The following is a 12,988-nucleotide window of genomic DNA, read 5'->3' on the forward strand; positions in this document are numbered from 1 at the left end:
AAAACGGGAGGGGTTGCTACGCGTACGATGCGGATGGGGGGACTTCACGCTTCACCGCCAGAGACGGTGAAGCGCTATCTGGCCAGCAGGTTTCAGGCCTTACTGGAACAGAGACTCGCTGGACAGGCCGTGCTGCTCAAGAATATCGCGCAGGCGCTTGAGGGCCTCTACCTGAATCTGGCGTACGCGCTCACGGGTCAGACCTATCTCGCGACCCACCTCTTCCAGGGTGCTGCTTTCGTGGCCGCGCAGACCGAAGCGACGAGTCACAACCTCGCGCTGCTTCTCGGTCAACTCGGAGAGCCAGCTGTCGATACTGGTGTTGAGGTCGTCGTCCTGCAGCTGATCGCAAGGATCGCTACCTTGATCGTCCGTCAGCGTATCGAGCAGCGTCTTGTCTGAATCCGGCCCCAGTGACATATCCACTGAAGCCACCCGCTCATTCAGACCGAGCATGCGCTTGACGTCCGCAACCGGTTTGTCGAGCAGCAAGGCAATCTCTTCCGGCGAGGGCTCATGATCGAGTTTCTGCGTCAGTTCACGCGCGGCGCGCAGATAGATATTGAGTTCCTTGACGACGTGGATTGGCAAGCGAATGGTGCGCGTCTGGTTCATGATCGCGCGCTCGATCGTTTGCCGGATCCACCAGGTAGCGTAGGTAGAGAAACGGAAGCCACGTTCCGGATCAAACTTTTCCACGGCGCGGATCAGGCCAAGGTTGCCCTCTTCGATCAGGTCGAGCAGGGTCAGGCCGCGATTGACGTAGCGTCGGGCAATTTTCACCACCAGGCGCAAATTGCTCTCGATCATGCGCTTGCGACCGGCAGGATCACCCTTCTGCGCAAGTCGCGCAAAATGCACTTCCTCTTCGGGGGTCAACAGCGGGGAAAAACCGATTTCATTGAGATACAGCTGAGTGGCATCCAGCTGCTTGGTAAACTCAAAAGCGTTTTCACGCTTGTGATTACGTGGCGTTGCTCTTTTTGCGGCAGTTGTTGAAGCAGACATTGCAGCCTCCTCATCATCCTTGATACCACGCTCAGACGGCGTGGGTTGGTCCATCATGGTCTGCCCTGGCTGTTTCTTATTCTTGACTGCCATATACATGCCCCATTTCCGGTCAAAACGCGGTATGAAAGCTACTGCAGCAACGACCCACCACTGGCCGACAGCATGAGTATCGACCGAGCCGCCCAACATTCATACCTGTGCAAACATCTCTGCTTGTTCAGGCAGCCTGCCTGTACGACATGACAACTTTGTGTCAGCAACAACACCTTAGCATCAAGATTTCGGCAAATACGCCAACGGGTCTACAGGTTGGCCTTTTCGTCTGATCTCGAAGTGCAATTTCACCCTGTCAGTACCGCTGCTACCCATCTCTGCGACAGTCTGGCCGACTTTTACCTGGTCGCCTTCCTTGACCAGCAAGCGGCTGTTGTGCGCGTAAGCGCTCAGATAGGTTTCGTCGTGTTTGATGATGATCATCTCGCCGTATCCGATCAATCCGCGCCCGGCGTACACCACAACACCATCAGCGGCCGCTTTCACAGGCTCACCCAATTGTCCGGCAATATCAATCCCTTTATTCAAACTGCCGTTTGACTGAAAACGCGCCAACAGCGTGCCGCGCGCAGGCCAGTTCCAACCGGCCACTGTCGTCGGCAGGCTGGCCTGCGCAGCGGCGGTCGGCGGCGTCCGTGGTGGTGGCGTGGTAGCGCGCGGCGTCACCGGTGTTGTGGTGGTGGTGAGCCCGGGTTTGGGTTGGGTGGTTGGGCGCGAGACAACCGCCGATCCAGTGCTGGCCGGGACTGGCCTGGCGGTAGGCGGTCGCGTGCTATTGGACGAAGGTCTAACCGGCGCAGGACGCGATGCCGTGCGCGTATTCAGGTTGATACGCTGTCCGGGATAAATAGTGTAAGGGGCCGCCATATGGTTGTTGCTGGCGAGTGCTTTCCAATCCCAGCCATAGCGAAAAGCAATCTGGTACAGGGTTTCGCCACGTTGAACTGTATGGTAACCGGATGTAACCGTATCGGCGCGCTGCCCACCGCGGCCGCGCTCGTCAATAGGAACAGTGCCGGATGGCCCGGCACAGGCAACCAGCAGCATAGCCAGCAAAGAAATACCTAGCTGTTTGATTTTCACACCCGCCTGTAGCCTGTAACGCACACACCGCCCCATTTCCAGGTTGGCTCCCGTTCTTTCCCTACTGCAGCTGTGGTACCGATGTCAGGCAGCCGAGCGCCGCCCCCACCAGTCCAATAGCCACACTAATACCACGGCCAGGGCCATCAACGCCAACCCGGCCTGCCACAAGGAGGGCTCACCGCTGACGCTTTGATACTGTGCCGGCAGCAGGTTCTGCTGCAGCAAGGGAACCTGCTCGCCGTGGCTATCGGTACGCCAGGTCAGGGTTTCCTTCCAGGGCCAGACCTTGTTCAGCGAACCAATCAGCAGGCCGGTCAAAAAGGCCACGGTAATGTTGCGCATATGCCCCAGCAGCCATGACAACAAGCGTGAAAAGCTCAGGATGCCAATGATGCAGCCGAGCAGAAAGCAGCCCAGCAACGCCAGATCGAACGTTTTCACCGCCTGCAATACACCGCTGTACAACCCCAGCAGCAGCAGAATGAAGCTACCGGAGATGCCAGGCAAGATCATCGCGCAGATAGCAATACTACCGCCGAGCAAGAGTGTGAGTGGTGTCACACTCAGCGCCAGTGGCGACGCCACCGTGATCAGGTAGGCAAAAGCGCAGCCTATAACACCCGCCGCCACCGTCGCTGCATTCCAGCGCTGAATTTCACGTCCTACCAGATACACCGAGATCAGAATCAGGCCGAAAAAGAACGACCATACCAGCACACCATGCTCAGCCAACAGGTAGCTGATCACCCGCGCCAGGCTGGCGATACTGCAGAGAATGCCGGCCAGCAGCGCGAGTAGAAAGCCGCCGTCGATGGCTTGCCAGGTTTCGCGAAAACGACCGCGCGCCAGCCACAGCAACTTGTCTGGCGTACAGGCCGCAATGGCCGCCAACAGACGGTCGTAAATACCGGAGATAAACGCGATAGTGCCGCCTGACACGCCGGGCACTACATCCGCGGCCCCCATGGCGATGCCACGCAGAAAAATAAAAATGTATTCCCTCACCTGCACCTTCCTCTGGGGGGTAATTCAGGAACGAATCGCGCCCGCCAGCAAAGGCACAAAGCGAACCGGTTCAACCTGCTGATAAATGAATTCGTCGCCGTTGCGCACCACCAGCATCAGATGCTGGTCCTGCTCCCCGACCGGGATCACCATACGGCCACCGTCGGCCAGCTGGCTGAGCAGTTCCTTCGGCACCTCTGCCGGCGCGGCGGTCACCAGAATGGCATCGTAAGGCCCGTACTGTGGCCAGCCCCAGTTACCGTCGGCGTGGCGAAACACCACGTTGCGGATATTGATATCCTTGAGTACGGCCTTGGCCCGCTCCTGCAGCGGATAAATGCGCTCCACACTGAAAATGCGCTCCACCACCTGGGCCAGAATGGCGGTTTGGTACCCGGAGCCGGTACCGACCTCCATCACCTTGTCGAGCGGGCCACCGCCGAGCAACAACTCGGTCATGCGCGCCACAATGTAAGGCTGCGACAGGGTCTGGTTGTGGCCGATCGGCAGCGCAGTATCTTCGTAGGCGCGGTGCGCCAGCGCTTCATCCACAAACAGGTGGCGCGGCGTGCGGCGAATCGCCTCCAGCACATGCAGGTTGCGGATTCCCTCCTCAAACAGGCGCTCCAACAACCGTTCGCGGGTGCGCTGGGAGGTCATGCCGATGCCATTTTTATAAAGTTCGTCGCGCACCATGGTTCAGCCCAGATTACCCAGCCAGCCTTGCAGGTGGTCGAAGACTTCGTAATGCGTCTTGTCGACCCGCAAGGGTGTTACCGAAACATAACCCTGCATGACCGCGTGAAAATCAGTACCTTCGCCGCCATCCTCGGCATCACCTGCAACTGAAATCCAGTAGCCTTCCTTGCCGCGCGGGTCAGTCCACTTGATCGGCCGCGCTGCACGTGAACGGTGGCCCAGACGCGTCAGGCAGATACCCTTGATCTGCGCCAGCGGCAGGTTGGGAATATTGACGCTCAGAATGGTCCGCGGCGGCAGGTCGAGCTTGTCGTGGGCCTCGACCATCTGCCGGGCAATGGCCGCGGCTGCGGGCAGGTTTTCGGTCTGCCGGCCCACCAACGAAAAGGCCATCGCCGGGCGCGCCAGAAAGCGCCCTTCCAGCGCCGCCGCTACCGTGCCCGAATAAAGCACATCATCGCCCAGGTTAGCGCCCAGATTGATGCCGGAGACGACCATATCCACGCTATCTTCATAAAAGGCATTGAGGCCCAGATGCACGCAGTCGGTCGGTGTGCCGTTAAGGCCGATAAAACCGTTTTCATACACAAAGGGACGCAACGGCCGATCGAGGCTCAAGGCACTGCTGGCGCCGCTGCGGTCTTCTTCCGGAGCGACCACGACGCAGTCGGCATAGTCCGCCAGCGCGCCGTGCAGGGCTTTGATACCCGGCGCCAGCACACCGTCGTCATTGGCTATCAGAATACGCATCAGTTTTCGCTTTCTAGCCCACCGCCGGCCTGGCTGACCAGCACTACCAGCTCGCGCAGTACCGCGGTTGCAAAGCAGCCGGTGGGCAGGGTGAATTCAAGTTCAAGGCAATCCGAGGACGGATAATGCCACGTCAGACCGGCAATGGGGAGGCGTAAAATGCGCCGCGCCTGATCCAGTCCGGCCGCCGCCAACCACTCTGCCAGAAGCCGATGCTGTGCCGCTACCCTTGCCTCCATGTCTGCCTGCTCGCCGCTGCTGTCCAGCTCACCCGCACCCCAAAGCGAAGCGGTCGGGTGCAGATCCAGCTGCGCTACGCGGGGGTCGTCAGCGGCCAGCTCTGCCGCCGGAAACTGGCTGCGACTCTGGGTGAAAGCCAGGCAGTCGCCTGCCATCACGGTGTTCCAGTTGGCCGCCGCCACACGCTCGGCGAGCATCTGGTTAAACAGATAACTGCGCGCCGCAGACAGCAGCCGCGAGCGTGTACCCCGCGCTGGCGGATACGCACTGCGCTCTGCCCAGCTGCGTGCATCGTGCAGATTGCCGCCGGCAAAACCGAAGCGCTGAGGGCCAAAATAATTGGGCACTCCCTGCTCCGCCAGCAGCTGCAGACGCGCATCAAGTCGCGGTTTATCCGCCTGCAGTTCAGTCAGGCGAATCAAAAAGCGGTTGGCGCTATGGGCGCCGCGCTGCAGTTTGCGCTTATGTCGCAGCTGTTGCAGGCAACGGAGGTTATCGCCCCAAAGCGCTGAGAAATCCGGATCGGCCTTGCCCGGCAACTGCAGGCTGAACCACTGCCGGGTGACCGCAATGCGATCCTTCAGCCCGGCATAACTTATGTTGCGCAGAGACACGCCACTGGCGCGGGCCAGCTTGCGCGCCACCTCTTCGGTATTCAGGCCGCGCTTTTCCAGCAACAGCCAAAGGTGCTCGCCCTGACCGGACAGCTCGATATCCAGCACTTCGGTGACGCGAAAGTCTTCCGGCGCCGCTTTCAGCACCGCCGCACCGCAGGGCTCGCCCCAGGCGCGCTGACCTAACAGCTCGGCCTCAAGCATGGGGCAACAACAGGGCAACGGCGTGCACCGCGATACCCTCTTCCCGCCCGGTGAAACCCAATTTCTCAGTAGTAGTGGCCTTGACGTTGACCTGATCCAACGTGACCTGCAGGTCAGCGGCGATCAACTCACGCATGGCGTCAATGTGCGGCGCCATCTTTGGCGCCTGGGCGATGATGGTGGCGTCGACATTGGCAACCTGCCAGCCCTTGCCCTGCACCAGCCCCAGCACATGCCGCAGCAATACGCGGCTATCGGCACCGGCGTAGGCGGCATCGGTATCCGGGAAGTGCTTGCCGATGTCGCCCAGCGCCGCCGCGCCCAGCAGGGCGTCGCTCAGGGCATGCAGCAATACATCGCCATCGGAGTGCGCCAGCAGGCCGAATCGATGCGCAATGCGCACGCCACCCAGAGTAACGAAATCCCCCTCGGTGAAGCGGTGTACATCATAGCCGTGACCGATACGCATACTGTGTTCCTGCCTGATTCAAAGTGCCGGCGATTCTACCGCCTTGGGCCATCCAGTGACAGGCCGATGACCCAAGGCGGAGAAAGCAAGGATCGCCCTATCAGAGCAGCCCCAGCGCTTTGCCGTGATGACGCAAATGATCATCGATGAAGCTGGCGATAAAGAAGTAGCTGTGATCGTACCCAGGCTGCCTGCGCAGCGTGAGCGGGTGCCCGGCTACCTGGGCGGCGGCTTCGAGCGCTTCAGGCTTGAGTTGCTCAGTCAGAAAGTTGTCTGCCTCGCCCTGATCCACCAACAAGGGCAAACGCTCTTCGGCCTCGGCAATCAGTTCGCAGGCATCCCACTGCTTCCAGGCTTGGCGGTCATTACCCAGGTAATTGCCCAGCGCCTTGTGCCCCCAGGGGCAGTCCAGCGGATGGGTGATTGGCGCAAAGGCCGACACCGAGCGATAACGGCCGGGGTTGCGCAGAGCGCACACCAGAGCGCCGTGCCCACCCATCGAATGACCACTGATACTGCGCTGATCGCTGACCGGAAAGTGCTCCTCAATCAGGGCTGGCAGCTCGTCTACCACATAGTCGTACATGCGGTAGTGCTCTGCCCAAGGCAACTGGGTGGCGTTGACGTAAAACCCGGCGCCCAGGCCGAAGTCGTAGGCACCGGCCGCATCATCCGGCACGCCTTCACCGCGCGGGCTGGTGTCGGGCATCACCAGCACCATGCCGAGCTCGGCCGCCAGCCGCTGCGCGCCCGCCTTCTGGCTGAAATTCTCGTCATTGCAGGTCAAGCCCGACAACCAGTACAGCACCGGCAGCGGCTTGCCCTGATCCGCCTGCGGCGGCAGGTAAATACCGAACACCATGTCACACCGCAGCGCCTTGGACTGGTGCCGATAACGCTTCTGCCAACCGCCGAAACTTTTGTTGGCAGAAACCAATTCAATATCGTTCATAGGAAACCTCCGATTTCAGCGGCAAGCTACAAGCTGCAAGCGACCAGCAGAACAGTCATGAGCGCAGGGGCGACAGGTAGATTCCCAACCTGCCCCATCAAGCCTCCAGAAACCTGCTCGGTTCATCACCGAGCAGGTTTTCTTGGCGCTTGCAGCTTGCGGCTTGCGGCTGCGTTAAAAATGAATGACGGTGCGAATGCTCTTGCCTTCGTGCATCAGATCAAAAGCTTCGTTGATCTGATCCAGCCCCATGGTGTGGGTGATGAAGCTGTCCAGCGGGATCTCGCCGGTCTGGGATTTCTCGACATAGCTCGGCAGTTCGGTACGTCCCTTGACGCCACCGAAGGCGCTGCCGCGCCAGACGCGGCCGGTCACCAGCTGGAACGGGCGGGTGCTGATCTCGGCACCGGCCGGAGCCACGCCGATGATGGTGGATTCACCCCAGCCCTTGTGACAGCACTCCAACGCGGCACGCATCAGCTGCACGTTGCCGATGCACTCGAAACTGTAGTCCACGCCGCCATCGGTCATGTCGACGATGACTTCCTGAATCGGCTTGTCGTAGTCCTTTGGATTGACGAACTCATCCATGCCCAGCTCCCGGGCAATAGCTTCCTTGGCCGGGTTAATGTCGACACCAATAATACGGCTCGCGCCGGCCATCTTGGCGCCGATGATCGCGGCCAGACCGATACCGCCCAGACCAAAGATGGCGACAGTCGCGCCCGCCTCCACCTTGGCGGTGTTCAGTACCGCACCAATACCGGTAGTAACACCACAGCCCAGCAGACAGACCTTTTCCAACGGTGCTTCCTTGGGAATCACGGCGACCGAAACTTCCGGCAGCACGGTGTATTCGGAGAAGGTTGAGCAGCCCATGTAGTGGTAGACCGGCTCGCCGTTGTAGCTGAAGCGGCTGGTGCCGTCCGGCATCAAACCCTTGCCCTGGGTGGTACGCACGGAGCTGCACAGGTTGGTCTTGCCGGACTTGCAGAATTTGCACTCGCGGCACTCAGCGGTGTACAGCGGAATCACATGATCGCCGACCTGGACGGATGTCACACCTTCGCCGACCGCTTCAACCACGCCGCCGCCCTCGTGACCGAGGATGCACGGGAACACGCCTTCGCTGTCCTGACCAGACAGGGTGTAGGCGTCGGTATGGCAAACGCCGGAAGCAACGATGCGAATCAGCACCTCGCCGGCCTGCGGCGGTGCAACATCCACTTCTACGATCTGCAGGGGTTCATTCGGCGCAAAGGCCACAGCGGCGCGGGACTTGATCATGGGGCTCTCCAGTGAGTGAGGTAATGACAGGAGGCAAGTGTAGTAGAACGCGGTTTCGTGGATAATCACCCATCGAACAAAACATTATTGCCGCACAGGGATAATCAGGGGCGTTGGTGCATGGGCAACTGGGAAGGTATCGAAGAATTTGTAGCCGTAGCTGAAACCGGGCACTTCACCGGCGCGGCTACTCGTCTGGGCCTGTCCTCATCCCACGTGAGTCGGCAGATTGCGAGACTCGAAGACCGTCTGCAAACCCGCCTGTTCTACCGCAGCACGCGTAAAGTCAGCTTGACCGAGGCCGGACAGACCTTTCTGCAGCATTGCCAGCGCCTGCAGGATGCGCGCGATGAGGCGCTACAGGCGATCACCGACCTGGGCAGCGAACCCAAGGGCCTGTTGCGCATGACCTGCTCGGTTGCCTACGGCGAAAGCTTCATCATGCCGCTGGTAGACGACTTCATGCAGCAGCATCCTCAGCTGCGAATCGAAATGACCCTGACCAATCAGACGCTGGACCTGCTGCACGGCAGCTACGACCTGGCAATCCGCCTGGGGCGTCTGCAAGACTCCAGCCTGATCGCCACCCGGCTGGCACCGCGGCATATGTACCTTTGCGCGGCGCCAAGCTACCTGGTGCACCACGGCGCGCCGCACAGCCTGTCTGAGTTGCCGCGGCACAATTGTCTTATCGGCAGCAGCGATGTTTGGAGTTTTCAGCAACGCGGCAAGGAGGTGCCGGTGCGGGTGCAGGGCAATTGGCGCTGCAACAGTGGGCAAGCGGTGCTGGAGGCTGCCTTGCGCGGGTTCGGGCTGTGCCAGTTGCCGGACTACTATGTGCGCGAACATTTGCGCAGCGGCGCCTTGCGTGCCTTGCTGCCGCAACATCAGCCGCCGCATACCGCGGTGTGGGCGTTGTACCCCCAGCAGCGCCATCTCTCACCCAAAGTGCGCCAGCTGGTCGATTACCTGAAGCACGGACTGGCCTTACGTCCGGAGTACCGGCACGACCAGGCACCCTGAATCGGCCCCCACGAAACACCCACAAAAAAGGGGCCGAAGCCCCTTTTTATGCGTTCCCATAGCGGCGAAAGCTATGGAGATCAGACCTGATCAGGTCTTAGTTGTATTGCTGAGCGCGCTGGCGCAGCTCCATGTCGGTCTGCATACGCGAGGCGATTTCGTTGTAGCGCGGAATGTCCAGCTCCTCGTCCTGAATGGCCTCAACCATCTCTTTCTGGGCACCCATCTGCAGTTCCTGGGCTTCCTGCTGGTCGCCGGCACTGCTCAGCTCCTCAGTCAGGTCTTCACGAATTTCGTTCACTTTCTTCTCGGCACTGACGAACTTCTCCAGATCCGCTTCGCTGACCGGGGCCGATGCCTGGGCTGAGCCTTGTGGCTCACCGTATTGCTGCTGGGTGGCACCGTCCATTGACTGCGCCATGGCAAAGGGTACACCGGCGGTAGCGGTCATGGTGGCAATGGCAAGAGCGGCACTGAGCTTTTTAATGTTCATCATGAGTATCTCCTTCGGTTGAACTCACTGAAGGTATTACACAGACCATGCCAGCTTTGCATAAAACACTCTAACTAGCTGATTAAAAACAATAAAATATTTTAAACGCAGGCAAAGCCCAGCTGCATCAGCTTGCATTAACCGAAATAACATGTATCTTTTTTAAACATGAGCAAAAAAGACCCGTTTAGTTTTGGCACACTAGCCCGCCGTTTGGCTCCTTCGCGCCTGAGCGGCCTGCAGCGCACCCTGCTGCTGTTTGTGGTGCTGCCACTCTTGCTGCTGACAGCACTCGGCATCCGCTTTGGGCTAGAGCAGGCCAGCCAGTTTCAGCAGCAACGCCTGAAAAATGACCTGGAGCTGATCGGCCGCGCCATCAGCATTCCCATCGGCACCGCGTTGGGCGAGAACGACCGCCAGGCTATTGAACTGGCACTGGGCTCGGTCTTCGTGCTCGGCGAGGTGTACGGCGCCTCGGTGTTTGACGTCAACGGCGTGCGCCTGGCTTCGGCGGGCGTTACCGAAAGCGATCTCACGCGTACCCGCATACCCGACCTGATTGTCGCCACCGGCGAGGCACAGCAAGGCTTCAGTCAGGTCGGCGGGCGCCATCTGTTCTCCCACTTCATGCCGCTGTTTGATGTTGGCGGCAACATTCAAGGCCTGATCCAGATTACCCGCCGCGCCAGCGACTTCGGTCGCGCGCTGGACCAGCTGACGATCATCGCCTGGGCCGCCTGGGGCGTGCTCGGGCTCACTATTATCTGCGCCGTCATGCTCGGCCACTACGGCGGCGTAGGTCGGCACGTGGATAAGCTGCTGGAGCATATGCAGCGGGTTGCCCAGGGTGACCATTCCCACCGCGCGGCACTGGAGGGGCCGGCCGAGGTCGCGGCGCTGGCCGAGGGTCTCAATCACATGCTCGACAGCATCGAGCAGGCGCGTCGCGAAGTGGATGAGCACCGCGCGGCGGAGACCGCCCTGCTGGCGCAACTCAAGGACAACGAGAAAATGGCGGCGATCGGCGGCATGGCCCGCGGCGTCGCACATGAGTTGGGCGCGCCGCTCAGCGTCATCGATGGCCGCGCCCGTCGCCTGCAACGCAGCAGCGATCCAGACTCGCCACAGCAACGCGAATTCAGCGCGATACGCGCTCAGGTCGCACGCCTGACCAGCACCGTGAAGCAACTGCTCGATTACAGCCGGCCCGCCGCCGCGACCCTGCGCAGAACCGATCCCGTGCAACTGAGCAACAGCGCGCTGGACGCCATCACCCCGGAGTTCGAACAGTCCGGTAAACAGCTGCAGCGTCACTATCAACCAGCGGCGCCGGCGCTGTTCGGCGACCCGGCAAGACTGGAACTGGCCTTGCTGAACCTGCTGCGCAATGCCCTGCAGGCGGCGCGTAGCCGCGTCGAGGTGAGTCTGAGCAACAACGAGCAGCAATTGATTATCCGCATCAGCGACGATGGCCCCGGCCTGCCGGACAACGATGTGACTCAGTTGCTGGAGCCCTTCTTCACCACCAAGGCGCCCGGCGAAGGAACCGGCCTGGGTCTGGCTATCGTACAAAACATCGTTGAGGAGCACGGCGGCGCCCTGCTGCTGGCCAACCGACCCGAGGGCGGATGCTGCGCCAGCCTGCTGTTGCCCATACACAAGGAGGCGGATGCATGAGCCACACCGAACACCTGTTACTGGTTGAAGACGACAGCGGCCTGCGCGAGTTACTGCAGGAGGAGCTGGAGGCCGAGGGCTATCAGGTCACCGCCTGCGGCAGTGCCGAGGACGCCCTTGGCCCCCTGCAGCAGGCCGAGATTGACTTGCTGATCAGCGATTTGCGCCTGCCCGGTGCCGATGGCCTGAGCCTGCTGCCGCCCGCGCAGGCCCTATCGCCCGCCCCGGCAGTGCTGATCATCACCGCCTTTGGCTCGGTGCAGCAGGCGGTCAACGCGCTGCAAAATGGCGCCGACGACTTCCTCACCAAACCCCTGGAAATCGATCATTTTCTGCTTACCGTCAAGCGCCTGCTGGAGAACCGCCGCCTGCGCCGTGAAGTACAGCGCTACCGCTCGATCATGGCAGTGGAGCAGTTCCACGGCATCATCGGCCAGAGCAGCGGCATGCGCCGGCTGTTTCAGCACATCCGGCAGATGGCCGGTGCCGACGGCCCGGTGCTGATCCAGGGCGAAAGCGGCACCGGTAAGGAACTGGTAGCGCGCGCCGTGCACGAAGAAAGCGGACGCAGCGGCAAGCCCTACATGGTGGTCAACTGTGGCGGCATTCCGGCTGAGCTGATGGAAAGCGAATTCTTTGGCCACGCGGCCGGTGCCTACACTGGCGCGCGCAAGGCCCGCGCCGGGCTGTTTCAACAGGCCGAAGGCGGCACTCTGATGCTCGATGAAATCGGTGAAATGCCGCTCGCGTTGCAGGCCAAGCTGCTGCGCGCCCTGCAGGACGGCAACGTCAGGCCGGTGGGTAGCGACCATGAAATACAACTGGACGTGCGCGTCATTGCGGCCACCAACCGCAATCTGACCGAATGCGTCGAGCAGGGCACCTTCCGCGAGGACCTGTTCTACCGGCTGGAGACCTTCAACCTGCAGGTGCCGCCGCTGCGCGAGCGCAGTGACGACATTCATTACCTGGCGGATTTCTTTCTGGCCCGCTTCAACGCTCGCCAGCAGCGGCAGATCAAGGGCTTCAGTGACGCGGCGCGCCAGGCACTGCTGCATTACCCCTTTCCCGGCAACGTGCGTGAACTGCAAAATGCGGTGGAACGTGCGGCCACCTTTTCCCAGGGCGCACTGATCGAACTGCACGACCTGCCCGAGCGCATGCAAAGCAGCAATCTCAGCAATCCGGTCACCCACAGCCAGGCGCCAGGCAGCCCGCCGCAAACTGACGATCAGCTCCCCAGCCTGGAGCAGGTACAACGCCGCTACATCCATCAGGTACTCGATGCCACGGGCGGCAACAAGCGCAAGGCTGCCGACATTCTGGGTATCACCCGGCGCACGCTTTACCGCTGGATCGAGTAACGCAGAGCATGCACCGCGGGCTGGCACTGCGGTAAGCTAGCTAATCGCACCCAGCCAGGA

Annotated in this window: 13 protein-coding genes; 3 read left to right on the plus strand and 10 right to left on the minus strand. The window is 60.8% G+C overall.

Annotated elements, in window-relative coordinates:
- Positions 1-99: 99 nt before the first annotated feature.
- From rpoS to BLU26_RS06380, 9 genes are all read right to left on the minus strand, one after another.
- A complete protein-coding gene (gene rpoS, locus BLU26_RS06340; protein WP_092288386.1) occupies positions 100-1,101 on the minus strand; it encodes an RNA polymerase sigma factor RpoS in 1,002 nt (333 codons plus the stop codon).
- Positions 1,102-1,284: 183 nt separating this feature from the next.
- On the minus strand, positions 1,285-2,184 hold the full coding sequence (locus BLU26_RS06345; protein WP_092284912.1) for a peptidoglycan DD-metalloendopeptidase family protein: 900 nt from the start codon (positions 2,182-2,184) through the stop codon (positions 1,285-1,287).
- 48 nt (positions 2,185-2,232) lie between these two features.
- On the minus strand, positions 2,233-3,156 hold the full coding sequence (locus BLU26_RS06350) for a DUF368 domain-containing protein (RefSeq protein ID WP_092284914.1): 924 nt from the start codon (positions 3,154-3,156) through the stop codon (positions 2,233-2,235).
- 24 nt (positions 3,157-3,180) lie between these two features.
- Positions 3,181-3,852, minus strand: a complete 672-nt coding sequence (locus tag BLU26_RS06355) for a protein-L-isoaspartate(D-aspartate) O-methyltransferase (RefSeq protein ID WP_092284916.1) — start codon at positions 3,850-3,852, stop codon at positions 3,181-3,183.
- Positions 3,853-3,855: 3 nt separating this feature from the next.
- Positions 3,856-4,605 carry a 5'/3'-nucleotidase SurE gene (gene surE / locus BLU26_RS06360; protein ID WP_092284918.1) on the minus strand — a complete coding sequence of 250 codons (750 nt, stop codon included), beginning with the start codon at positions 4,603-4,605 and terminating at the stop codon, positions 3,856-3,858.
- Positions 4,605-5,663 carry a tRNA pseudouridine(13) synthase TruD gene (truD, locus tag BLU26_RS06365; protein WP_092284920.1) on the minus strand — a complete coding sequence of 353 codons (1,059 nt, stop codon included), beginning with the start codon at positions 5,661-5,663 and terminating at the stop codon, positions 4,605-4,607. Before truD ends, surE begins: the two co-directional genes overlap by 1 nt.
- Positions 5,656-6,132: a 2-C-methyl-D-erythritol 2,4-cyclodiphosphate synthase gene (gene ispF, locus BLU26_RS06370; RefSeq protein ID WP_092284922.1), complete on the minus strand. Its 477-nt coding sequence runs from the start codon at positions 6,130-6,132 to the stop codon at positions 5,656-5,658. Before ispF ends, truD begins: the two co-directional genes overlap by 8 nt.
- A gap of 100 nt (positions 6,133-6,232) precedes the next feature.
- Positions 6,233-7,084 carry an S-formylglutathione hydrolase gene (gene fghA, locus BLU26_RS06375; protein ID WP_092284924.1) on the minus strand — a complete coding sequence of 284 codons (852 nt, stop codon included), beginning with the start codon at positions 7,082-7,084 and terminating at the stop codon, positions 6,233-6,235.
- Positions 7,085-7,258: 174 nt separating this feature from the next.
- The gene (locus tag BLU26_RS06380) at positions 7,259-8,371 is read right to left on the minus strand and encodes an S-(hydroxymethyl)glutathione dehydrogenase/class III alcohol dehydrogenase (protein ID WP_092284926.1); all 1,113 of its coding nucleotides are present in this window, start codon (positions 8,369-8,371) and stop codon (positions 7,259-7,261) included.
- A gap of 120 nt (positions 8,372-8,491) precedes the next feature.
- On the opposite strand from BLU26_RS06380, the gene BLU26_RS06385 reads away from it, so the two are divergent.
- Positions 8,492-9,394, plus strand: coding sequence for a LysR substrate-binding domain-containing protein (locus BLU26_RS06385; protein ID WP_092284928.1), 903 nt, complete (start codon positions 8,492-8,494; stop codon positions 9,392-9,394).
- 97 nt (positions 9,395-9,491) lie between these two features.
- Here the strand turns inward: BLU26_RS06385 and BLU26_RS06390 are convergent, their stop codons facing one another.
- Positions 9,492-9,890, minus strand: coding sequence for a DUF4168 domain-containing protein (locus tag BLU26_RS06390; RefSeq protein ID WP_092284930.1), 399 nt, complete (start codon positions 9,888-9,890; stop codon positions 9,492-9,494).
- Positions 9,891-10,055: 165 nt separating this feature from the next.
- Here BLU26_RS06390 and BLU26_RS06395 point away from each other — a divergent pair, with 165 nt between their 5' ends.
- Together BLU26_RS06395 and BLU26_RS06400 are read left to right on the plus strand one after the other, a co-directional pair.
- Positions 10,056-11,564 (plus strand): sensor histidine kinase, encoded by a 1,509-nt coding sequence (locus BLU26_RS06395; protein ID WP_092284932.1) that lies wholly within the window; start codon positions 10,056-10,058, stop codon positions 11,562-11,564.
- On the plus strand, positions 11,561-12,928 hold the full coding sequence (locus BLU26_RS06400) for a sigma-54-dependent transcriptional regulator (RefSeq protein ID WP_092284934.1): 1,368 nt from the start codon (positions 11,561-11,563) through the stop codon (positions 12,926-12,928). The genes BLU26_RS06395 and BLU26_RS06400 overlap by 4 nt, the downstream gene beginning before the upstream one ends.
- Positions 12,929-12,988: the final 60 nt, after the last annotated feature.

It is taken from the genome of Halopseudomonas sabulinigri (assembly GCF_900105255.1).
GTDB classification, from domain to species: domain Bacteria; phylum Pseudomonadota; class Gammaproteobacteria; order Pseudomonadales; family Pseudomonadaceae; genus Halopseudomonas; species Halopseudomonas sabulinigri.